This is a genomic window from Streptomyces sp. NPDC014801 (assembly GCF_043082085.1).
GTDB lineage: Bacteria > Actinomycetota > Actinomycetes > Streptomycetales > Streptomycetaceae > Streptomyces.
This window is the reverse complement of the sequence record NZ_JBIBXG010000005.1, coordinates 1-22,163: the sequence shown is the minus strand read 5'-3', so window position 1 is coordinate 22,163 and position 22,163 is coordinate 1. Positions and strand designations below refer to the sequence as shown.

General features: G+C 73.7%; 17 protein-coding genes, 2 rRNA genes and 1 pseudogene. 5 read left to right on the top strand and 15 right to left on the bottom strand.

Translation table 11 applies throughout. From position 1 onward, the window contains the following. Positions 1 to 93 precede the first annotated feature (93 nt). On the bottom strand, positions 94 to 1,743 hold the full coding sequence (locus ACF1AL_RS12440) for a CTP synthase (protein WP_384207594.1): 1,650 nt from the start codon (positions 1,741 to 1,743) through the stop codon (positions 94 to 96). A gap of 509 nt (positions 1,744 to 2,252) precedes the next feature. Between ACF1AL_RS12440 and ACF1AL_RS12435 the strand changes: the two genes are divergently transcribed. Both ACF1AL_RS12435 and ACF1AL_RS12430 read left to right on the top strand, forming a co-directional pair. Beyond that, positions 2,253 to 4,055, top strand: a complete 1,803-nt coding sequence (locus ACF1AL_RS12435) for a glycoside hydrolase family 15 protein (RefSeq protein ID WP_366836328.1) — start codon at positions 2,253 to 2,255, stop codon at positions 4,053 to 4,055. A 151-nt stretch (positions 4,056 to 4,206) separates the two neighbouring features. Next, a complete protein-coding gene (locus tag ACF1AL_RS12430; RefSeq protein ID WP_366836304.1) occupies positions 4,207 to 5,589 on the top strand; it encodes an FAD-binding oxidoreductase in 1,383 nt (460 codons plus the stop codon). On the opposite strand, the gene ACF1AL_RS12425 is transcribed toward ACF1AL_RS12430, so the two are convergent. Further along, complete coding sequence (locus ACF1AL_RS12425; RefSeq protein WP_386418854.1) at positions 5,576 to 6,535, bottom strand: LLM class F420-dependent oxidoreductase; 960 nt, start codon at positions 6,533 to 6,535, stop codon at positions 5,576 to 5,578. The genes ACF1AL_RS12430 and ACF1AL_RS12425 overlap by 14 nt on opposite strands. A gap of 160 nt (positions 6,536 to 6,695) precedes the next feature. Between ACF1AL_RS12425 and ACF1AL_RS12420 the strand changes: the two genes are divergently transcribed. Next, positions 6,696 to 8,339 carry a PucR family transcriptional regulator ligand-binding domain-containing protein gene (locus ACF1AL_RS12420; RefSeq protein ID WP_366836306.1) on the top strand — a complete coding sequence of 548 codons (1,644 nt, stop codon included), beginning with the start codon at positions 6,696 to 6,698 and terminating at the stop codon, positions 8,337 to 8,339. 13 nt (positions 8,340 to 8,352) lie between these two features. On the opposite strand, the gene ACF1AL_RS12415 is transcribed toward ACF1AL_RS12420, so the two are convergent. The 5 genes from ACF1AL_RS12415 to ACF1AL_RS12395 all read right to left on the bottom strand — a co-directional run bounded on the left by ACF1AL_RS12415 (position 8,353) and on the right by ACF1AL_RS12395 (position 14,034). Beyond that, on the bottom strand, positions 8,353 to 9,492 hold the full coding sequence (locus tag ACF1AL_RS12415) for a glycosyltransferase family 4 protein (RefSeq protein WP_391825902.1): 1,140 nt from the start codon (positions 9,490 to 9,492) through the stop codon (positions 8,353 to 8,355). 655 nt (positions 9,493 to 10,147) lie between these two features. Then, positions 10,148 to 11,890, bottom strand: a complete 1,743-nt coding sequence (gene recN, locus ACF1AL_RS12410; RefSeq protein ID WP_391825901.1) for a DNA repair protein RecN — start codon at positions 11,888 to 11,890, stop codon at positions 10,148 to 10,150. A gap of 77 nt (positions 11,891 to 11,967) precedes the next feature. Further along, positions 11,968 to 12,873, bottom strand: a complete 906-nt coding sequence (locus ACF1AL_RS12405) for an NAD kinase (RefSeq protein ID WP_366836310.1) — start codon at positions 12,871 to 12,873, stop codon at positions 11,968 to 11,970. After that, the gene (locus ACF1AL_RS12400; protein WP_366836311.1) at positions 12,870 to 13,685 is read right to left on the bottom strand and encodes a TlyA family RNA methyltransferase; all 816 of its coding nucleotides are present in this window, start codon (positions 13,683 to 13,685) and stop codon (positions 12,870 to 12,872) included. The genes ACF1AL_RS12405 and ACF1AL_RS12400 overlap by 4 nt, the downstream gene beginning before the upstream one ends. Before the next feature lie 7 nt (positions 13,686 to 13,692). Further along, positions 13,693 to 14,034, bottom strand: coding sequence for a hypothetical protein (locus tag ACF1AL_RS12395; RefSeq protein WP_391825900.1), 342 nt, complete (start codon positions 14,032 to 14,034; stop codon positions 13,693 to 13,695). 42 nt (positions 14,035 to 14,076) lie between these two features. Between ACF1AL_RS12395 and ACF1AL_RS12390 the strand changes: the two genes are divergently transcribed. Then, positions 14,077 to 14,424 (top strand): sterol-binding protein, encoded by a 348-nt coding sequence (locus ACF1AL_RS12390; RefSeq protein WP_366836313.1) that lies wholly within the window; start codon positions 14,077 to 14,079, stop codon positions 14,422 to 14,424. 37 nt (positions 14,425 to 14,461) lie between these two features. Here ACF1AL_RS12390 and ACF1AL_RS12385 read toward each other — a convergent pair whose 3' ends face one another. From ACF1AL_RS12385 to ACF1AL_RS12370, 4 genes are all read right to left on the bottom strand, one after another. Then, on the bottom strand, positions 14,462 to 15,295 hold the full coding sequence (locus ACF1AL_RS12385; protein ID WP_391780517.1) for an ABC transporter ATP-binding protein: 834 nt from the start codon (positions 15,293 to 15,295) through the stop codon (positions 14,462 to 14,464). Then, positions 15,292 to 16,338: a FecCD family ABC transporter permease gene (locus tag ACF1AL_RS12380; RefSeq protein ID WP_391825899.1), complete on the bottom strand. Its 1,047-nt coding sequence runs from the start codon at positions 16,336 to 16,338 to the stop codon at positions 15,292 to 15,294. The genes ACF1AL_RS12385 and ACF1AL_RS12380 overlap by 4 nt, the downstream gene beginning before the upstream one ends. 14 nt (positions 16,339 to 16,352) lie before the next feature. Next, the gene (locus ACF1AL_RS12375; protein WP_391825898.1) at positions 16,353 to 17,396 is read right to left on the bottom strand and encodes a FecCD family ABC transporter permease; all 1,044 of its coding nucleotides are present in this window, start codon (positions 17,394 to 17,396) and stop codon (positions 16,353 to 16,355) included. Positions 17,397 to 17,469: 73 nt separating this feature from the next. Continuing rightward, positions 17,470 to 18,498 (bottom strand): HAD-IIA family hydrolase, encoded by a 1,029-nt coding sequence (locus ACF1AL_RS12370; RefSeq protein ID WP_386418867.1) that lies wholly within the window; start codon positions 18,496 to 18,498, stop codon positions 17,470 to 17,472. Positions 18,499 to 18,574: 76 nt separating this feature from the next. Between ACF1AL_RS12370 and ACF1AL_RS12365 the strand changes: the two genes are divergently transcribed. Beyond that, the gene (locus ACF1AL_RS12365) at positions 18,575 to 19,867 is read left to right on the top strand and encodes a DUF1015 domain-containing protein (protein WP_391825897.1); all 1,293 of its coding nucleotides are present in this window, start codon (positions 18,575 to 18,577) and stop codon (positions 19,865 to 19,867) included. 73 nt (positions 19,868 to 19,940) lie between these two features. On the opposite strand, the gene ACF1AL_RS12360 is transcribed toward ACF1AL_RS12365, so the two are convergent. The 4 genes and pseudogenes from ACF1AL_RS12360 to ACF1AL_RS12345 all read right to left on the bottom strand — a co-directional run. Continuing rightward, entirely contained in the window at positions 19,941 to 20,705 is a 765-nt protein-coding gene (locus ACF1AL_RS12360; RefSeq protein WP_391826112.1) for a tetratricopeptide repeat protein, read from the bottom strand. Between the two features lie 24 nt (positions 20,706 to 20,729). After that, positions 20,730 to 21,743, bottom strand: a pseudogene (locus ACF1AL_RS12355) (hypothetical protein); the annotation flags it as partial. A 125-nt stretch (positions 21,744 to 21,868) separates the two neighbouring features. After that, positions 21,869 to 21,985 (bottom strand): 5S ribosomal RNA (gene rrf, locus ACF1AL_RS12350). Positions 21,986 to 22,090: 105 nt separating this feature from the next. Continuing rightward, positions 22,091 to 22,163 (bottom strand): 23S ribosomal RNA (locus tag ACF1AL_RS12345); the annotation flags it as partial.

The following is a 22,163-nucleotide window of genomic DNA, read 5'->3' as shown; positions in this document are numbered from 1 at the left end:
GCAAACGAGCCACCGCACGAACGACGGCGAGGTACAAAACCGGGGTGCCCACCGTTGAAGGAGGGCACCCCGGCAACCGTACAACTGGGTGTGTTACTTCGAATTCTGCCGCTCGACCGCCGCCTTCACGAGGCCGGCGAACAGCGGGTGCGGACGCGTCGGACGCGAGCGCAGCTCCGGGTGGGCCTGGGTGGCCACCAGGTAGGGGTGCGTCTCACGCGGGTACTCGACGTACTCGACGAGCTTGCCGTCCGGGGAGGTGCCGGAGAACAGGATGCCCGCCTTCTTCTCCAGCTCCGCGCGGTAGGCGTTGTTCACCTCGTAGCGGTGGCGGTGGCGCTCCTCGACGTACTCCTTGCCGTCGTAGACCTCGCGCACGATCGAGCCCTCGGCCAGCTTCGCCGGGTACATGCCGAGCCGCATGGTGCCGCCCATGTCGCCCTCACCGGCGACGATGTCCATCTGCTCGGCCATGGTGGAGATGACCGGGTGGGCGGTGGCCGGGTCGAACTCGGTGGAGTTGGCGTCCGGGATGTCGGCCAGGTTGCGCGCGGCCTCGATCACGATGCACTGCAGGCCCAGGCACAGGCCGAGCAGCGGGATCTTGTTCTCGCGGGCGTAGCGGATCGCGCCGACCTTGCCGAGCACACCGCGGTCGCCGAAGCCGCCGGGGATGCAGATGCCGTCGACGTCCGCGAGCTGCGCCTTGGCGCCGGCCGGGGTCTTGCAGTCGTCGGAGGTGACCCACTTGATCTTCACCCGGGCGCGGTTGGCGAAGCCGCCGGCGCGCAGCGCCTCGGTGACCGACAGATAGGCGTCGGGCAGGTCGATGTACTTGCCGACCAGGGCGAGGGTGATCTCGTGCTCGGGGTTGTGGACGCGGTCCAGCAGGTCGTCCCAGGTGGTCCAGTCGACGTCGCGGAACGGCAGGTCGAGCTTGCGCACGACATAGGCGTCCAGGCCCTCGGAGTGGACGACCTTCGGGATGTCGTAGATCGAGCGGGCGTCGGGGCAGGCCACCACGGCGGCCTCGTCGACGTCGCACATCAGCGAGATCTTCCGCTTGATCGCGGTGGGCACCTCGCGGTCGCACCGCAGCACGATGGCGTCCGGCTGGATGCCGATGTTGCGCAGCGCGGCCACCGAGTGCTGGGTCGGCTTGGTCTTCAGCTCGCCCGAGGGGCCGATGTAGGGCAGGAGCGAGATGTGCACGACGAAGACGTTGTCCCGGCCGACCTCGTGGCGGACCTGGCGGACCGTCTCCAGGAACGGCAGCGACTCGATGTCGCCGACCGTGCCGCCGACCTCGGTGATGACGACGTCGACCTCGTCGGTCGCCATGCGCCGGATGCGGTGCTTGATCTCGTTGGTGATGTGCGGGATGACCTGCACGGTGTCACCGAGGTACTCGCCGCGGCGCTCCTTGGCGATCACCGTGGAGTAGACCTGGCCTGTAGTGACATTGGCGGAGCCGTCCAGGTCGCGGTCGAGGAAGCGCTCGTAGTGTCCGATGTCCAGGTCGGTCTCCGCGCCGTCGTTGGTGACGAACACCTCACCGTGCTGGAAGGGGTTCATCGTGCCCGGATCGACGTTGAGGTACGGATCGAGCTTCTGCATGACGACGCGCAGGCCCCGGGCCTTGAGCAGCATGCCGAGGCTGGAGGCGGTCAGCCCCTTGCCGAGAGAGGAGGCGACACCCCCGGTGACGAAGATGTGCTTGGTCGTCGTTGATTTGGGCGGCATGGCCAAAGGGGGGCTCCCGTGGTCGCGGTCTGGGGGTGCGGGTCGGCCGCCGCTCCGGATGTCCGGGGGTGCCGTCGCTGCGGTTCGGGGGTTCTACTCCCACCGGTCCACGGGCTACCAGGGTATCAGCGACCGACGCCGATGGCTTCCGGCCACGCTCCGCGCACGCGCGCGCACCGGCACGTACCGGTCACATGTTTCTCACCCGATGGTCACTCGTTCGGTGGATGCACGTTGCCCTGAGGGGAACGCGGACCCTCCGGTCCCGTCGTATCCTGCTCGGACACTCGCTGCCGAGCCCGGCCGGGTACCACGGCACCACCCCCCGCCCGTACATCACCGGAACAACGAGAGCTCGTCAGTTCGTTGAGCAGAAATTGTCGTTTTGCCATCGCGGCTGAGCGGCTGCTTTGCTTCACCGCTCAACGACGCTTTACAACGACCCCTTGACCGCACTAGCGACAGCCCCGCGCACGCGGGGCGGCGTGGCCGTTCGACTGGAGTTGCACGTGGCCGGGCGCATCGAAGACTACGCACTCATCGGAGACATGCAGACAGCGGCGCTGGTCTGCCGTGACGGCACGGTGGACTGGCTCTGCCTGCCGCGCTTCGACTCGCACGCCATCTTCGCCGGCCTGCTGGGCACCGAGGAGCACGGGTACTGGCGGCTCGGCCCGGCCCACGCTCCCGACCAGCAGCCGCCCACCGCGGCCCGGCGCAGCTACCGCGGCGACTCGCTGATCCTCGAATCCGAGTGGGACACCCCACGCGGCACGGTCCGGGTGACCGATTTCATGCCCCCGCGTGACGGCGCCCCGCAGCTGATCCGGATCGTCGAGGGCGTCTCCGGCCGCGTCCCCATGCGCTCGGCGCTGCGGATGCGGTTCTCCTACGGCCGGGTGGTGCCGTGGGTGCACAAGCACGAGGGCCGCACCGTCGCCGTGGCCGGCCCGGACTCGGTCTGGTACGACACCGAGGTCGAGACCTACGGCAAGTCGCTGACCACGTTCTCCGACTTCACCGTCGCGCCCGGTGACCGGATCGCGTTCACCATCTCGTGGCAGCCCTCGCACAAGGAGCCGCCGCCGCTGCCGGAGCCGGAGCAGTCGCTGGAGGCGACGGAGGACTTCTGGCGCGAGTGGGTCGAGCAGTGTACGTACCACGGCCCCTACCGGGAGGCCGTGATCCGCTCCCTGATCACGCTCAAGGCGCTGACCTACGCCCCCACGGGCGGCATCGTGGCGGCCCCCACCACGTCCCTGCCCGAGGACATCGGCGGTGTCCGCAACTGGGACTACCGCTACACCTGGCTGCGCGACGCCGCGATCACCCTGTCCTCGCTGCTGCGCACCGGCTACCGCGAGGAGGCCCGCGCCTGGCGCGAGTGGCTGCTGCGCGCGGTGGCCGGCGACCCGGAGAACCTGCAGATCATGTACGGCATCGCCGGCGAGCGCGAGCTCGGCGAGGCGGAGCTGGACTGGCTGCCGGGCTACGAGAAGTCCGCCCCGGTGCGGGTCGGCAACGGCGCCGCGCACCAGCTCCAGCTGGACGTGTACGGCGAGGTCACCGAGGCGCTGCACCTGGCCCACATGACGGGCCTGGCCCGCAACGACTACGCCTCGCTGCTCCAGCTGAAGCTGATCAGCTACCTGGAGAAGCACTGGCAGGAGCCGGACGAGGGCATCTGGGAGGTGCGCGGGCCGCGCCGGCACTTCGTGCACTCCAAGGTGATGGCCTGGGTCGCCGTCGACCGCACCATCAAGCTGCTGGAGTCCGGCGAGGCCGACGGCCCGCTGGAGCGCTGGAAGGAACTGCGCGACGACATCCACCGCGAGGTGTGCGAGAAGGGCTACGACAAGGAGCGCAACACCTTCACACAGTCCTACGGCTCCCAGGAGCTGGACGCCTCCTTGCTGCTGATCCCGCAGATGGGCTTCCTGCCGCCGGACGACAAGCGCGTGATCGGCACGATCGAGGCGATCCAGCGGGAGCTGTCCACGCCGGACGGGTTCATCCTGCGCTACCCCACCGAGGGCGCGCACGCGGGCGTCGACGGCCTTCCGGGCGACGAGGGCGCCTTCCTCGCGTGTTCCTTCTGGATGGCCGACGACCTGGCGATGATCGGCCGCGTGGACGAGGCCCGCAAGCTGTTCGAGAAGCTGCTCTCCCTGCGCAACGACCTGGGTCTGCTGGCCGAGGAGTGGGACCCGCGCCTCAAGCGCCAGGTGGGCAACTTCCCGCAGGCCTTCAGCCACGTCCCGCTGATCGACACGGCGCTGCGCCTGACGGCGTCCGGCGCGTACGGCGGCTGACCCGCTGTCCGTTCCCGTCGCCGGCGTACGGCGGCGACGGGAACGGCGTGTGACGGACGCGGCCGGCGGCCGCTCCGCCCAGCAGGTGGGCCGCCCCGGGCCCGCCTAGGCTGGGAGGCACACTGTTGCCCCTGCGGAAAGGGGGGCGGCCATGGCTTCCCCTTCGAAGGCGGGCGCGGCCGTGGCCGCGTTGCGCGAGGATCTGGTCGGCGACGTGTTCGCTCCCGGCGACCCGGGCTACGACGACGCCCGGGCCGTCTTCAACGCCATGATCGACCGGCGTCCGGCGGTGATCGCCCAGTGCGCCCGCCCGGAGGACGTCGTACGGGCCGTGCGCTGCGCCCGGGACCTGGACCTGCCGATCGCCGTGCGCGGCGGCGGGCACAGCGTGGCGGGCATGGCCGTCGGCGACGGCGCGCTGGTCGTGGATCTGCGCCGGATGCACGAGGTGAGCGTCGATCCCGACGCCCGCACGGTCCGCGTGCAAGGCGGCGCCACGATGAGCCACCTGGACCGGGCGACCCACCCCTACGGGCTGGCCACCACCGGCGGGCGGGCCTCCACCACCGGCGTCGGCGGCTTCGTCCTCGGCGGCGGCACGGGCTGGCTGGACCGCGCCTTCGGGCTGGCCGTGGACAACCTGCTCGGCGCCGACCTGGTCACGGCCGACGGCTCGCCCGTCCACGCGGACGCGGACGAGCACCCGGACCTGTTCTGGGCACTGCACGGTGGCAGCAGCAACTTCGGCGTCGCCACCGCGCTCACGCTGCGGCTGCACGAACTGCCCCGGTTCACCATCGCGATGGTGCTGTTCCTGCCGACGGCGGGCCCGGACGTCGTCCGCGCCTTCCGCGAGATCATCCGCACCGGCCCCGACGAGGTGAGCGGTGCGGTGCTGTACTTCACCGGCCCGCCGGAGCCGTTCGTACCGCCGGACCTGGTCGGCAAGTTGCTGTGCGGTGCGCTGGTGACCTACGTGGGCGGCGAGGAGGGGCTGCGGCGGCTGGCCGAGCCGCTGCTGGCGCTGCCGCACGAGGGGGAGATCGTGGGGCCGGTGCCGTACCCGGACGTCCAGTGCATGCTCGACGATCCGCCGGGGATGCGGAACTACTGGTCGGCGGAGTATCTGACCGGTCTGCCCGACGCGTTGGTGGACGTCTTCTGCGGCCTGGCCGACGGCATGCCCGTGCCGACGGGCACCCAGCACATCATCTTCCCGCAGGGCGGCGCGATCGCGGCCGGTCCCGCCGAGTACCCGGTGCCGTACCGCAACGCGCCCTGGGCGACGCACCCGTTCGGGATCTGGGAGAACCCCGGGGACGACGAGCAGGCCATGGCCTGGGTGCGTGACGTGCGCGCCGCGGTCCGGCCGTGGAGCACCGGCGCGGTGTACCTCAACTTCATCGGCGACGAGGGCGCCGACCGGGTGGTGGCCGGTCTCGGCACCGACAACGCCCGCCGTCTGGGCGAGGTGAAGAGGCGCTACGACCCGGACAACGTCTTCCGCTTCAACCACAACATCAGGCCGGCCTGAGCGCGCCCAGCGTCCGCTCCCCTCCCGGGTCCCCGGCCGTGGCCGGCACCAGGGCGATCTCGTCGAGGCCCGCGTCGGCGTACGCGCCGGCGCGGGCCCGGACGGTGGCGAGGTCGCCGACCAGACCGACCGTGGACGCGGCCTCGGGCGGCAGCGCGTCGAGCAGTTCCCCGCGTCCCGCGCCGGACGCGGCCAGGCCGACCGCCGTGCCGAAGCCGGCGGCCCGGAACATGTCGCTGTAGCCCGGCACCGTCAGATAGCCGGCGATGCTGCCGAGCACCTGCCGCACCTGCTCCGGCCGCGGGTCGACCGCGGCCGGCAGCCAGGCGGCCAGCGTGGGCGGCGTACGGCCCGCGCGGGCGGCCGCCGCGTCGAGCTTGCCGCGCAGGATGCGCACCTGCTCGGGCGTGACGAGGTCGAGCAGCATCCGGTCGGCGTGCGCGGCGGCGATGCCGACCGCCCGGTCCCCGAACGCGGCCACGGTCAGCGGGCCGCCGGGCGGCGCGAGGCGGCGGCGGAACGGGCTGCCCGGGACGACCGGCCGGCCGGGCTCGGCGTGCAGCAGGGTCCGCAGCGCGGCGGCCGACTCCTCCAGCGCGGCCGCCGGCCGGGTCCGGGGCCGCCCGTGCACGCCCTCGACGACCCGTTTGCTGGCGGTGCCGATCGCCACGCCCACCGCCCGGCCGCCGGTGACGGCGGCGGTGCCCGCGGCACCCCGGGCGATGGAGTACGCGTCGCGCACGGAAACCGGCACCGGCCCCGCCGTCAGCGCGACCCGCCGGGTCGCCGCGCCGATGGCGGTGGCCAGCACGAACGCGTCCCAGGTCGGCCCCTCGCCGACCCACACCTCCCGGTACCCGAGCCGGTCGGCGAGTTCCGCGATGCGCAGCGGCTCCTCGACCGGGCTGTCGTCCTCACGTGCCACGGCGACCACACTGACGTCCATGCGGGCGCCGCTACCCGATGCACGCGCATCCAATCCCGCCGGGCGATCGCCCGGCGCCCGCCCGCTCCCTTCCGTCGCAGGTGGAGCCGCGCCGGCGGTGATCGTTTCCGTGACCGCCCGGAGATGTCACCGCGGCGCCGGCGCGGGTAGCGTCCGCTGCATGGACAGCCGCACCGACCACCGATTCGACACCCAGGGCACCGGCATCACCGTGCAGCGGGCGCTGGAGCTGCCGGGTCTGCGCAGCGGGCTCCCGGAGGTGCTCGCGGGCGCCGACCGGCTGGGCCGGACCGTGCGCTGGGTGCACGCGGGCGAGGTGCCCAACATCGCCTCCCTGCTCAAGGGCGGCGAACTGCTGCTGACCACCGGCTACGGGCTGGGCACCCGGCCGGCCGAGCAGCGGGCCTTCGTGCGCACCCTCGCCGAGCGCGGCATCGCGGCCCTCGTCGTCGAGCTGGGCCCGCGGTTCGCGCGGCTGCCGGCGCCGCTGGTGGAGACGGCGCGGGCGGCGGGCCTGCCGCTGGTCCAACTGCACCGCGAGGTGCCGTTCGTGACGGTCACCGAGGAGATCCACACCGAGATCGTCAACGGCCACTACGCGCTGCTGCAGCGCGCGGAGGAGGTCCACCGGCGCTGCACCGAGGCGCTGCTGGGCGGCGGCGGGGTGCCCCAGGTGCTCGGCATCCTGGCCGACTTCAGCGACAACCCGGTCTTCCTGGAGACCGCCGACGGGCGGCTGCTGTACGCCGCCGGGGCCGGCCCCGAGGGCACCGATCCGCTGCAGGTGTGGGAGGGGCTGCGCGGCCCGCACAAGGAGGCGCCGCCGCCGTCGGGTTCGGTGCTGGTGGAGGTGCCCGGCGGCGGTCCTGGGACCGGATCGGTCCGGGCGCGGCTGGTGCTGCTGCCGGTGCGTTCCCCGCTGGCGCCCGTGCACCGGATCGCCGCCGAACGGGCCGCGGGCATCCTCGCGGTCGTGCTGATGCAGGCCCGGCAGGAGGAGGAGCTGGCCGCGCGCGGGCGCGGCGACTTCCTCACCGACCTGGCCGAGGGCCGGATCACCGCCGAGGACGCCCCGGCGCAGGCCCGGGTGCTGGGCTTCAAACCGGGCACGGGCCCGCTGCTGCCGGTGGTGATGCGGCTGGGCGACGCGCTCTCCCCCGGCGGCGGCTGGGCGGTGCTGGCCCGGGCGGTGTCGGAGGAACTGGCCGCGGTGGGCGTGCCGGTGCTGCTCGGCGTACGGCCCGTGGAGGGCCGGGTCCTGGTCCTGCTGGGCCTGCGCTCGGAGTCGGAGCGCTCCGCGGTCGCGGACCGGGTCGCAGCGGCGCTGCGCGCGGGCGTGGAGCGGGCCGGGATGCAGCGGCCGGGGGCCCAGCCGCCGGTCGTGGTGGTCGGGGTCGCGGGCGGCTGGGCGGCGGCCTCGGCGGGCCTGCGCCACGCGGCGGAGACGGCGACGGCGGCGCAGGGCCTCACCGACCGCCCCTGGTACGACGCCCGGCGCCTGGACATCGACCTGCTGCTGTGGCGGCTGCGCGACCACCCGGACCTCGCGGCCTTCGTGGACCGCGCGATCGGCCCGCTGCGCGACCACGACCGCCGCTCGCGGCCGCCGCTGCTGCCCACCCTGGAGACCTACCTGGCGCATGCCGGGCGCAAGGCGGAGACCGCCCGCGAGCTGCACCTGAACCGGCAGACGCTGTACAACCGGCTCGCCCGCATCGGCGAGTTGCTCGGCACCGACCTGGACGATCCGCAGACGGTCCTCGCGCTGAGCCTGGCCCTGCGGGCCCGCCGGCACGTGCCGTAGGGCCGCGGCGGGGTCACGGCAGCCGGGGCACGGCCTCGGTCAACTCGTCGTACACGCTGAGCACTTGGGCGACGGTCTCGTCCTCCGAGGGCCAGGTGGCCGCCTGCCGTACGCCCCTGGCGCGCAGGTCCTCGCAGCGGGCGGGGTCGTCGAGCAGGCGGGAGACACGCGCGGCGAGCGCCGCCGCGTCGCCGTACGGCACGAGTTCGGCGGCGTCGCCGACGAGTTCGCGGATGCCTCCGGCGGCGGTCGCGACGAGCGGCACGCGCGCGTGGAGGGCCTCCTGGGCGAGCACGGAGCGGGCCTCGCCCAGGCTCGGCAGCAGCGCGAGGTCGGCGGCGGCGAGGAGTTCGCCGACGTCGTCGCGGCGCCCCAGCAGCCGCACGGGCAGTTCCTCGTCCTCGATACGGCGCTGCAGTTCCGCGCGCAGCGGCCCCTCGCCGGCGATCGCGACCAGCGGCACCGGGTCCCGGGAGCGCCAGGCGTGCGCGGCGTCGAGCAGGACGTCGTAGCCGCGGTGGCGTTCCAGGGAGCCGACCGCGAGCAGCACCGGGCGTCCGGTGGCGCCGAGTTCGGCCCGCACCTTGGGCCGCCGCCGCTCGGCCTCCTCGCCCTGCGCCGCGGGGCGCGGACCGGGCACGGAGACGGCGGCCAGCCGGGCGTCCCGGGCGCCGGTGCGGCGGGCGAGGTCGACGAGGTCGGAGCTGGTCCCGAGGACCACGGAGGCCGCCTTCACCACGCGCCGCTCCAGCAGCCGCAGGAGGTGGGCGCGCGGCCCCTCGGCGTGGACCCGGTTGTGCCAGGTGACCACGAGCGGGGTGGGGCGGCCGCTGAGCGCGAGCACGGCGCGGAAGGAGGCGTGCAGCCCGTGCGCGTGCACCAGGTCGGCGTGGGCGCAGGCGGTGCGCAGCGCGGCGACGGACACCGGGTCGCTGCTGCGGGGCACGGGCACGTGGTCGGCGCCGGCGCCGGTGAAGTCGTAGGCGTGATCGGCCTCGTAGGGGGCGCACACGGTGACCTTCACGCCCCTCGCGACGAGCCCGGCGGCCAGCGAGCGCACATGGGCGCTGCTGCCGGCGTTGCCTCCGCCCAGCACCTGCACGGTGCGCAGCGGCGGCTGGCCGTGCGGTGACGGGCTGCTCGCGGGGGTCACGTGCCCGGGCTCCTGAGTCGGCGTCGGACGGTCACGAAGAGAACGTACAGAAGGATCGCGCGGAGGAGGTGCACGCCACCGTTTCCTCACGACACTTCGCCAAGGATGCCAGCACGCACGGGCGTTCCGGCAACGAAGGGGCGCACGCCCAACCCGAGCGCCCCCTCAAGCCACTCACACGAGTGACCCCCCACCCCACCTCCTTGCGAAGCTGCGGACAGTCGCGCCGCAAAAGCGGGGCCCCATCCGACGCAGCTGCGGGCAGTCGTGCCCCGGAAGCGGCGCCCCCCAGTCCCGCGTAGCTGCGGGCAATCATGCCGCGGAAGCGGCGCCCACCCAGTCCCGCGTAGCTGCGGGCAGTCATGCCGCGGAAGCGGCGCCCACCCAGTCCCGCGTAGCTGCGGGCAGTCATGCCACGGAAGCGGCGCCCACCCAGTCCCGCGTAGCTGCGGGCAGTCATGCCACGGAAGCGGCGCCCACCCAGTCCCGCGTAGCTGCGGGCAGTCGTGCCGCTGGGGCGGCACGGGTGGGCGCAGCGGCACCCCGCACCGCCGGGCAGCGCACCCCACGGCGTTCACCGAAACGCCGGGCACATGCGCGCCCCAGGGCACGGCACCGCAGGGCACGGCACCGCCGGCCATCGCGCCGCAAGGCGTTACGCGTCCGCCCGAGCCGTGGCCAAAAGCTCCTCCGCATGCGCCCGAGCCGTCTCGGAGTCCTCCTGCCCGGCCAGCATCCGCGACAGCTCGCGAATCCGGTCCTCCCCCTCCAGCACCTTCACCCCCGACCGCGTCACCGACCCGTCGTTGGTCTTCTCCACCAGCAGCTGCCGGTCGGCGAACGCCGCCACCTGCGGCAGATGCGTGACCACGACGACCTGCGCCGACTTCGCGAGCCGCGCCAGCCGCCGCCCGATCTCCACCGCGGCCTTGCCGCCGACACCGGCGTCGACCTCGTCGAAGAGATACGTCGGCACCGGATCCGTGCCCGCGAACACGACCTCCACGGCCAGCATCACCCGGGACAGCTCACCGCCGGAGGCGCCCTTGGCGATCGGCCGCGGCGGCGCACCCGGGTGCGGGGCGAGCAGCAGCTCGACCTCGTCCACGCCGTGCGGGCCGTAGGCGACCGTGCGCCCGTGCACCTCGACGCCCTCGGGATCGTCGCTCTGCCGGATGTCGAACGACACGCGCGCGTGCGGCATCGCCAGCGACGCCAGCTCCGCCGTCACGGCGGCCGCGAACCGCTCGGCGGCCTCGGAGCGCGCCTCGGTCAGCGCCTGGGCGAGACCGCCCAGTTCGGCGCGCAGCGCGTCCCGCTCGGCGGTCAGCTCCTCGATCCGCTCGTCGTCGCCCTCTAGTTCCGTCAGCCGCTGCGCGCTGCGCTGGGCCCACGCCAGGACCGCGTTCACGTCCTCGCCGTACTTGCGGGTCAGCTGGGTGAGCGCGGCGCGCCGCTCCTCGACGGCGGCGAGGCGCAGCGGGTCGGCGTCCAGGTCGTCGGCGTACCCGGCGAGTTCCCCGGCGACGTCGCCGAGCAGGATGCCGATCTCGCCGATCCGGTCGGCGAGCGCGGCCAGCGCCGGGTCGTGCGAGCGGACGGCCTCCAGGGCCCGCTGGGCGCCCGCGACCAGGGTGGTGGCGTCGATGCCCTCGGGGTCCTCCGGGTTGCCCGCGAGCGCGGCGTGCGCGGCCGTCGCGGCCGAGGACAGCGCCTCGGCGTGCCCGAGCCGCTCGGCCTCCTCCGCGAGCTCCGCGTCCTCCCCGGCGCGCGGCTCGACCGCGGCGATCTCCTCGAGGCCGTAGCGCAGCATGTCGGCCTCCTGGGCCCGCTCACGCGCGCGGGTGGTGATCTCCTCCAGCTCGCCGGCGACGGCCCGCAGCCGCTTGTACGCCTCGCGGTACTTGGCGAGCGGCACGGCGACCGCGTCCCCGGCGTACCGGTCGAGGGCCTCGCGCTGCCGGGACAGCTTCAGCAGCCCCTGCTGGTCGGTCTGCCCGTGCACGGCCACCAGGTCGTCGGCGAGTTCCGCGAGCAGTCCCACGGGCACCGACCGCCCGCCGACATGCGCCCGCGACCGGCCCTCGGCGGACACGGTGCGGCTGATCAGCAGCGCCCCGTCGTCCAGCTCGGCCCCGGCCTCCTCGGCGCGTACGACGGCGGCGGCGTCCGCGGGTACGGTGATCCGGCCCTCGACGACCGCCTTGTCGGCCCCCAGCCGCACGAGCGCCGCGTCGGCGCGCCCGCCGAGCAGCAGCCCGAGGCTGGTGACCACCATGGTCTTGCCCGCGCCCGTCTCGCCGGTGACGGCGGTGAATCCGGGCGACAGCTCGACAACGGCGTCGTCGATGACACCGAGCGACCGTATCCGCATCTCTTCCAGCACGCACAAGACCATACGAGGTCCGGCGGGGCGAGTGCGACCGCCCCGCCCTTGTCACCCGCGCGAGCCGGCGGTGGCTCCCGCCGCGCGCGCTAGTGAGGGGCTCCCCGCCAGCCGGAGACGGGCAGGGCGAACTTCGCGACCAGCCGGTCCGTGAACGACGCGTGGTGCAGCCGGGCCAGCCGCACCGGCACCGCGCCCCGGCGCACCTCCACGCGCGCCCCCGGCGGCAGCTCCACGGTCCGCCGTCCGTCGCACCACAGCACCCCCGGCGGGACGTGCGGCAGCACCTCGACGGCCAGCACCGAGTCCGGCGCGGTCACCAGCGGCTTGGCGAACAGGGCGTGCGCCGAGATCGGCACCATCAGCAGCGCCTCGACCTCCGGCCACACCACCGGCCCGCCCGCGGAGAAGGCGTACGCCGTCGACCCGGTCGGCGTCGCGCACACGATCCCGTCGCAGCCGAACCCGGTCACCGGGCGGCCGTCGATCTCCAGTACGACCTCCAGCATCCGCTCCGCGGACACCTTCTGCACGGCCGCCTCGTTCAGCGCCCAGTCGGTGTGCACGATGTCGCCGTTGCGGTGCACGACGACGTCGACCGTCATCCGCTCCTCGACCTCGTAGGAGCGTGCCACGACCCGGTCGACGACCTTCTCCAGGTCGTCCCGCTCGGCCTCGGCGAGGAACCCGACGCGGCCCAGGTTGACGCCGAGCATCGGCACCCCGGACGCCCGCGCGAACTCCGCGCCGCGCAGCAGCGTGCCGTCACCGCCGAGGACGATCAGCAGCTCGCACCCGTCGAGGCACTGCGGGGTCGCCTCCTTGACCAGCTGCACCTCGTCGGGCAGCGGCAGGTCGACCGCCTCCGCCTGAAGCACCCGCACCCCGATACCGGACCGCAGCAGGCCCTTCACCACGAGCTCGGCACTGCGCACGGCCGCCGGCCGGCCGGTGTGGGCGAGCAGGAAAACAGTACGAGCTCGGTTCTGGGTCAACGCGGCCCCTCCGCCACTGCACGGTCAACGTCGGCCGGGTCCAGGGCGGGCGCCCCGGCACGCAGCCACAGAAAGTACTCGACATTGCCGGACGGCCCGGGCAGCGGGGACGCGGTGACACCCTTCACCCCGAGTCCCAGCTCCCACGCCCTGCCGGCCACACCCCGCACGGCCTCCGCCCGCAGCTGCGGACTCCGTACGACACCCCCGCTGCCCAGCCGCTCCTTCCCCACCTCGAACTGCGGCTTGACCATCATCACGAGATCGGCGTCCGGCGTCACGCACCGCACCAGCGCGGGCAGCACGAGACCGAGCGGAATGAAGGACAGATCCCCCACGACCAGATCCACGGGCTTGTCATCGATCGCCTCCAGCGTCAACTCGCGTACGTTCGTACGGTCCTTGACGGTGACGCGTTCATCGCTCTGCAGCGTCCAGGCGAGCTGCCCGTACCCGACGTCCACCGCGACCACGTGCGCGGCCCCGGCCCGCAGCAGCACGTCCGTGAAGCCGCCCGTGGACGCCCCGGCGTCCAGCGCCCGCCGGCCCTCGACGACCAGCCCCTGCGGCACGAAGACCGCCAGCGCCCCGGCGAGCTTGTGCCCGCCGCGGGAGACGTACTCGGGGTCGTTGTCGTCGGTGGCCACGACGATCGCGGCCGCGGTCTCCACCTGGGTGGCGGGCTTGGTCGCGACGGTCTTGCCGACGGTGACCCGGCCCGCGGCGATCAGCTGGCTGGCGTGCTCACGCGAACGCGCGAGCTTGCGGCGGACCAGCTCCGCGTCCAGACGGCGACGTGCGACTCCTGCCACGGTGGGTTCAGCTCCTGCTCTGGTACGACGACGCGGGCGCCGTCGGGTGGGACGGTGAGGGCGCCGGAGGTCCCGGACGGGCGTCGAGCGCGGTGAGCGCGTCGCGCAGCCCCCGGTGTACATCCTCGTACACCTCCAGGTGCCCGTCCGTGGCCAGGTGGTCGGCGTCGGCCAGCCGGTCCAGGGCGGCGTCGACGTCGGCGTTGCCGGTGGGGGCGCGGGGCACGTCCAGCGGGGCGGGGGCGGCGGGGTCGTGCGGCGCCGGCTCCTCGGCGCCGGCCGGGTCGTGCCTCTCCGGCTCCCCGGGGCCCTCCGCGCGCGCCTCGGCGTCGGGGACGGTGTCGTTCATGCCCCGACGCTACCCCGAAGCCCTGCGGTACCGTCGAGCGCGATGGCCACGATCGAGGAGTGCCGCAGCGCACTCGACAAGCTTTCGGACACCATGCAGCGCGCCCAGGGCGACGTCCGCGAGGCCGCGGCCCTGGACCGCTCGGTGAGCTGCCACATCACGGACCTGGACGTCACGTTCGCCGGACGGCTGACCGGCGGCCGGATCCGGGTGGACGACACCCTTGAGGGCCCGCCCCCGCAGCGGGCCCAGATCCGGCTGGCGATGACCGGTGACGATCTGGTGGCCCTGGTCGACGGCGAGCTGCACTTCGCGCGCGCCTGGGGCTCCGGCCGGGTGAAGCTGGAGGCGAGCCTGGTCGACCTCTTCCGGCTCCGCAAGCTGCTCTGACCGCCCCCCCGGCCGTACGGCCCGGTCGAGACATCCCCTAGGCCCGTACGCGGGCCTTGCGCGCGGCCGGCACGACCAGCGGCGTGCCCGTCTCCGGGTCGTCGATGACCTGGCAGCGCAGGGTGAAGACCTCCTCCACCAGCTCCGCCGTGACGATGTCCTTCGGCGCGCCCTCGGCGACGACCCGGCCGTTTTTGAGGGCGATGAGGTGCGTGGCGTAGCGGGCGGCGTGGTTCAGGTCGTGCAGGACGGCGACGAGGGTGCGGCCCTGCTCCTCGTGCAGTTCGGCGCACAGGTCGAGCACGTCGATCTGGTGCTGGATGTCCAGGTAGGTCGTCGGCTCGTCGAGGAGCAGCAGCGGGGTCTGCTGGGCCAGGGCCATCGCGATCCACACCCGCTGCCGCTGCCCGCCGGACAGCTCGTCGACGTACCGGTCGGCGAGCTCGGCGACCCCGGTCTGCGCCATCGCCTCCCGTACGACCCGCTCGTCCTCGCCCGACCACTGGCGCAGCAGGCCCTGGTGCGGGTAGCGGCCGCGTCCGACGAGGTCGGCGACCGTGATGCCGTCCGGGGCGACGGACGACTGCGGGAGCAGACCGAGGGTGCGGGCGACCTTCTTCGCCGGCATCGACTGGATGACCTGGCCGTCCAGCAGCACCCGGCCCTGGCTGGGCTTCAGCATCCGCGACAGGGCCCGCAGCAGGGTCGACTTGCCGCACGCGTTCGGGCCGACGATCACCGTGAAGGAGTGGTCGGGGATCCGCACCGACAGCTGCTCGGCGATGACGCGCTGGTCGTAGGCGAGGGTGACGTTCTCGGCGGACAGGCGGTTCACGGTGCTCCTATCGGTGTTCTGGTGCGTGCCGCTCATATCCGGCCCGCCCGGCGCTCGGTGACCAGCAGCCACAGCAGGTAGACGCCGCCGAGGACGCCGGTGACCACGCCGACGGGCAGCTGGTCCGCGCCGAACAGCCGCTGCGAGGCGAGGTCGGCGGCGACCAGGAGGGTGGCGCCCATGCACAGGGACGGCACGAGGTTCGGCCCGGGCGAGCGGGTCAGCCGCCGGGCGAGCTGGGGCGCGGTGAGGGCGACGAAGCCGACGGGTCCGGCGGCGGCCGTGGCGGTCGCGGTGAGCAGCACGGCGGCCACCATCAACAGCATCCGTACCCGCTCCACGCGCACCCCGAGGGCGCCGGCCATGTCGTCGCCCATCTCCATCATCCGCAGGCCCCGCGCGTTGACGAGGACCAGCGGCACCAGCACCGCGCACACGGCGAGCAGCGGCCACACCTGCTCCCAGCCGCGCCCGTTCAGGGAGCCGGTCATCCAGACGATCGCACGGGCCGCGTCGACCAGGTCGGCCTTGGTGATGAGGTAGCCGTTGACGGCCGTGGCGACCGCCGAGACGCCGATGCCGACCAGGACCAGCCGGTAGCCGTGCACGCCCTGCTTCCAGGCGAGCAGATAGATGGCGAGGCCGGTCAGCAGGCCGCCGGCGAGCGCGCCGAGCGTGACCTGCGCGGTGTTGCCGCTGATCAGGACGATCACCACGAGCGCGCCGGCCGTGGAGCCCTGCCCGAGACCGAGGACGTCGGGGCTGCCCAGCGGGTTGCGGGAGACGGCCTGGAACAGCGCACCGCCCAGCCCCAGCGCGGCGCCGACCAGCAGGCCGACGAGGACCCGCGGCAGCCGCAGCTCGCGGACGATGAACTCCTGTCCCGGATTGCCCTCGCCCAGCAGTGTTCTGACCACGTCCCCGGCGGGGATCGGGAAGTCGCCGGTGCCGATGAGCACGACGCTCGCGGCGAGCGCGGCGACCAGCAGCAGGGCCACGACGACCAGCGCGCGCACGTCGACGCGCAGCGACAGCCCGCCCGGCGTGCGCACCGCACGCGGGGCCCGGGTCTTCCTCACCTTCACCGCCCCGCTCACAGCTGGGCCGTCCGGCGCCGGCGGACCAGGAAGATGAAGACCGGGCCGCCCAGGACCGCGGTGACGACGCCGACCTGGAGCTCCGAGGGCCGCACGGCGATCCGCCCGAGCACGTCCGCGCCGAGCAGCAGCACGGGCGACAGCACGGTGGAGTACGGCAGGATCCAGCGCAGGTCGGGCCCGGTGAAGGAGCGCACGACGTGCGGCACCATCAGGCCGACGAACAGGATCGGCCCGCAGGCCGCAGTGGCCGCTCCGCACAGCACGGTCGCGGCGAGCATGGCCAGCGCCCGGGTCCGGTTGAGGTGGGCGCCGAGGGCCTTGGCGGTGTCGTCGCCCAGGGACATCGCGTTCAACGGCCGGGCGAGAGCGAGCGCGAGCAGGGTGCCGGCCGCGAAGAACGGCAGGACCTGCCGGACGGTGCCGTCCGTGGCGGAGTTCAGCGAGCCGACCGTCCAGAAGCGCATCTTGCCCAGCGCCGCGTCGTCCATGATCATCACGGCCTGGACGAAGCCGTACAGCGCGGCGGTGATCGCGGTGCCGGCGAGGGCGAGCCGCACGGGCGTCGCGCCCCGGCTGCCGCCGAGGAACCACACCAGCGCGCCCACGACGGCGGCGCCCGCGAAGGCGAACCACACATAGCCGCTCAGGCTGGTGACGCCCAGAAACGTGATGGCGGTGACGACCGCGGCGGAGGCGCCCGCGTTGATGCCCAGCAGCCCCGGGTCGGCGAGCGGATTGCGGGTCAGCGCCTGCAGTACCGCCCCCGACAGGCCGAGCGCCGCCCCGGCGAGCAGCCCGAGCAGGGTCCGCGCGAGCCGGTCGTCCACCACCACGTCGCCGTAGGTGCCGGTGTCGTGGAACAGGCCGTGCCAGACCTGCCCCACGGACAGCTGCTTCGCACCGATCGCGATGCTCGCCACGACGACGAGCGCGAGGAGCGCGGCGGCGAGCACCAGCCCGGCGGCGCGCAGCGCCCGGCGGTTCGGGGGCGCGGGAGCGGTCGCCGCGCGCTGTTCGGGAGGACTGTCGACCAACACGAGGTTAGGTTAGCCTACCCTCGCTATCCGTAGGATCCCCGAGAGGAGCACACGCCCCCGCGCCCGCCGGTGCTCACAGCCCCAGCCGGGCCAGTGCCTTCCCCCCGTCCAGCTCGCACACGCCTTCCCCGGCGGCCGTCCAGGCCGCCGCGCACAGTGCCCGCAGACCGTCCAGCGCCTCGCCGTCCCCGCTCAGCCTGAGCTCGCCCTCACCGGCGGCCGCGGTCCACCCGCCGCACGCGAAACCGTCACCCTCCTCGGTGACCTCCCGCTGCCCGGTGAGCAGCCCGCGCAGATCCGCGTCCACGAACGTCGGCCGGTGCTGCGGCGGCGCGGCGAGCAACTGGGCGCCGTCGGTCACGCCGGTCAGCACCAGCAGCGAGTCGACACCCCCGTTGAACGCGCCCTCGATGTCGGTGTCCAGCCGGTCGCCCACCACCAGCGGCCGCTTCGCGCCCGTCCGCAGGATCGTCTCCCGGTGCATCGGCGGCAGCGGCTTGCCCGCCACCTGCGGCTCGGCCCCCGTGGCGATCCGTACGACCTCCACCGCCGCTCCGTTGCCCGGCGCGATGCCCCGCCCGCTGGGGATCGTCAGATCGGTGTTGGACGCGAACCAGGGCACCCCGCGCGCGATCGCGTAGCACGCCTCCGCGAACCGCCCCCAGGGCAACTCGGGCCCGCCGTACCCCTGCACGACGGCCACCGGGTCGTCGTCGGCCGACTCCACCGGCACCAGGCCCCGCTCGCGCAGCGCCACCCGCAGCCCCTCACCACCGATCACCAGCACCCGCGCACCGGCCGGCACCTGCTCGCTGATCAGCCGCGCCACCGCCTGCGCCGAGGTGATGACGTCCTGCGGCCCTGTCGGTATGCCCAGCTCGGTCAGGTGCTCGGCGACGACGTCCGGGGTGCGCAGCGCGTTGTTCGTGACGTACGCGAGGTGCATCCCGCCCGCCCGCGCCGTCTCCAGCGACTCCACGGCGTGCGCGATCGCGTTCCCGCCCGCGTACACCACCCCGTCCAGGTCGAGCAGCGCCGTGTCGTACGCCTCGCTCAGGGCCTGCCCACTGCCCTCGGGCCTCGTCCTGACGCTCCGGCTCATTCCGCATCGCTCCTCGGTTCGCATCGCCTTTTCCCCCGATCATCGCGTATGCCACCGACACACGTACGATGCCGGGATGGACACAGCGGGTCACTCGGAAGCACCAGCACGCCGAGGCCTGGAACTCACCCCGTTCCGAGGCCTGCGCTACGACCCTGACCGGGTCGGCAGTCTCGCCGCCGTGACGTCACCGCCGTACGACGTCGTGGTCCGCCCCGACGGTCTGCACCATCTCCAGTCGTCGGACCCGTACAACATCGTCCGCCTCATCCTGCCCCAGGCCGGCACGCCCAGCGCCCGCACCGAGCAGGCCGCCGACACCCTGCGCCGCTGGCTCGACGAGGGCGTCCTGACCGCCGACCCGGAACCCGGCCTGTACGTCTACGAGCAGCGCGACGGCGACGGCATGCTCCAGCGCGGCCTCATCGGCGCCCTGCGCGTCTCCGACCCGGAGGACGGCCTGGTGCTGCCGCACGAGGACGTCATGCCGCACGTGGTCGCCGACCGCGCCGCCCTGATGCGGGCCACCTCCGCGAACCTCGAGCCCCTTCTGCTGACCTACCGCGGCGACGGCCCCGCCTCCGCGGCCACCCGCGCCGTCGAGCGCGCCGCCGCCCAGCCCCCACTGCTGTCGACGACCACCGAGGACGGCTTCACCCACCGCCTGTGGGCCCTCACCGACCCCGACGAGCTGGCCGCCGTCCAGGCCGACCTGGCCCACCACCAGGCCCTCATCGCCGACGGCCACCACCGCTGGGCCACCTACCGCCGGCTGCGCGAGGAACACCCCTCCCCCGGGCCCTGGGACTACGGCCTGGTCCTGCTCGTCGACACCGCCCGCTACCCGCTGCGCGTGCGCGCCATCCACCGACTGCTGCACGGCCTGCCGGTCGCCGACGCGGTCGCCGCCGTCGAGGGCCACTTCCGCGTGCGGCGCCTGGAGGTACCGCTGTCGGAGGCCCTGGAGGCGCTGGCCGACGCGGCCTGCGCCGGCAACGCCTTCCTGCTCGCCGGCGACGGCGCCTTCCACCTGCTCGACCGCCCGGACCCGGCCCTGCTGGCCCGCACGGTCCCCACCGACCGGCCCGCGGCCTGGCGCACCCTGGACGCCACGGTCCTGCACGCCACGCTGCTGGAGCACATCTGGCACATCCCCGAGGACTCGCCGGCCCACATCGCCTACATCCACGACACGACGGCCACCGTCACCAAGGCGGAACACGACGGGTCCACGGCCGTGCTGCTGCACCCCGTGCGCGAGGAGGTCGTCCGCGACCTCGCCCGCCAGGGCGTCACGATGCCCCGCAAGTCGACGTCGTTCGGCCCGAAGCCGGCCTCCGGCCTGGTCCTGCGCGCGCTCGACCTCTGACGCGGGACCTGCGGAAACGAGAAGAGGGCGGGCCCCTGAGATTCAGGGGCCCGCCCTCCGGCGTCACCAGCGATCAGCTGTCGTCGCCGTCGGCGTCGGCGTCGGCGTCGGCGTCCTTCTCGGAAGCCTCCGCCACCGCGGTGTCCTCGTCGGCGTCCGTGTCGAGCGCGTCGACGAACTCCACACCGTCCAGCTCGGCGAGCCGGTCCGACGCGTCCGTGCTGCCGTCCCGGTCCGCCTCCACGGCCTTGGCGAACCACTCGCGCGCCTCGTCCTTGCGACCGGCCGCCAGCAGCGCGTCGGCGTACGCGTACCGCAGCCGCGCGGTCCACGGCTGGACCGAGTGGGAGGCCAGCTCGGGGCTCTGCAGCGTCACGATGGCCGCGTCCAGCTGCCCCATGTCACGCCGGGCACCGGCCGCGACGAGCCGCATCTCGACCTGGCCGGCCTTGTCGAGCTTGTGCACCTCGGGGGCACCGGCCATGTCCAGCGCCTTCTCCGGCCGCCCGAGACCGCGCTCGCAGTCGGCCATCACGGGCCACAGGTCCACGTTCCCGGTCATCCGCCGGGCGGCACGGAACTCGGCCAGCGCCTCGCTGTACTTCTGGCTGGCGTACGCCGCGAAACCGGCCGCCTCGCGCACGGCGGCGACGCGGGAGGCCAGCCGCAGGGCCACCTTGGAGTAGCCGTAGGCGGCCTCGGGGTCCTCGTCGATGAGCCGCGCGACCATCACCAGGTTCTTGGCGACGTCGTCCGCGAGCGTCTTGGGCAGGCTCTGCAGCTCCTGCCGTACGTCCTTGTCGATCTCCTCGCCCGTGACCTCCGGCGGGATCGGCAGCCGCTTGATCGGCTCGCGGTCGCGGTCCCGCTCGTCACGGAAGCGGCCGCCGCCACGGCGGTCGTCCCGACGGTCGTCGCGCCGGTCGTCACGCCCACGGAAGCCGCCCGGGCGGCCACCGCGGTCGTCGCGGCGCGGGCCGCGACCGCCACGGTCGTCACGCCGGTCGTCGCGACGGAAGCCACCGCGGTCGCCACCCCGGTCACCGCCGCGGTCACCGCGGTCGTCGCGGCGGTACGAGGGACGGTCGCCCCGGTCGTCACGACGGCCGTAACCGCCACGGTCGCGGTCGTCACCCCGCCGGTCATCACGCCTGTCATCGCGGCGGTCGTCCCGGCGGTCGTCCCGACGGTCATCGCGGCGGAAGCCGCCGCGGTCGTCGCGCTGGCCGTAGCTGCCACGGTTGTCGTCCCGGCGGAAGGAGGGACGGTCGCCCCGGTCGTCACGACGGCCGTAACCGCCACGGTCGCGGTCGTCACCCCGCCGGTCATCACGACGGTCGTCACGCCTGTCATCACGTCGGTCGTCCCGGCGGTCGTCCCGGCGGAAACCGCCACGCTCGCCGCGGTCGTCCCGCCGGCCGTAGCTGCCACGGTTGTCGTCCCGGCGGAAGGAGGGACGGTCGCCGCGCTCACCGCGGTCGCCGCGGTCCGCACGGTCGTCGCGGCGGAAGGGGGGCCGCTCACCGCGGTCGTCACGGCGGAACGGGGGCCGCTCACCGCGGTCGTCACGGCGGAACGACGGACGGTCGCCCCGGTCGTCACGGCGGAACGACGGACGCTCCCCGCGGTCGTCGCGACGCGGACCACGGTCCCGGTCGTCGCGCCGGCCGTAGCCGCCACGGTTGTCGTCCCGGCGGAAGCCGCCGCGGTCGCCGCGGTCGTCGCCCCGACGGTCGTCGCGCCGGTCGTCGCGACGGAAGCCCCCGCGGTCACCACCGTCACGGCGGCCGTAGCCGCCACCGGCACGGTCATTGCCGCGGCGGAAGCCACCACGGTCGCCGCGGTCCCCGCCCTCCCGGCGCCGCTGGTCGCGCTCCGGACGGTCGTCGGGAGAGTTGGTGGACATGGTGACTCCTGTCTTCGGTACTGCAAGCATTGTAAAAACGAAAGGACCCCTGGTCCCAGCTGAACGCTGGTGACCAGGGGTCCTTCCCAAAGATTGTTCGGCGGCGTCCTACTCTCCCACAGGGTCCCCCCTGCAGTACCATCGGCGCTGTAAGGCTTAGCTTCCGGGTTCGAAATGTAACCGGGCGTTTCCCCTACGCTATGACCACCGAAACCCTAATGGTTTCGAGCGAACAAGCACACTCTTCTGTTATGCGTTCTGCTCAAAGCCGACAACTGTTCGTTGTCTCAGAACTAACACAGTGGACGCGAGCAACTGAGGACAAGCCCTCGGCCTATTAGTACCGGTCAACTCCACACGTTACCGTGCTTCCATATCCGGCCTATCAAC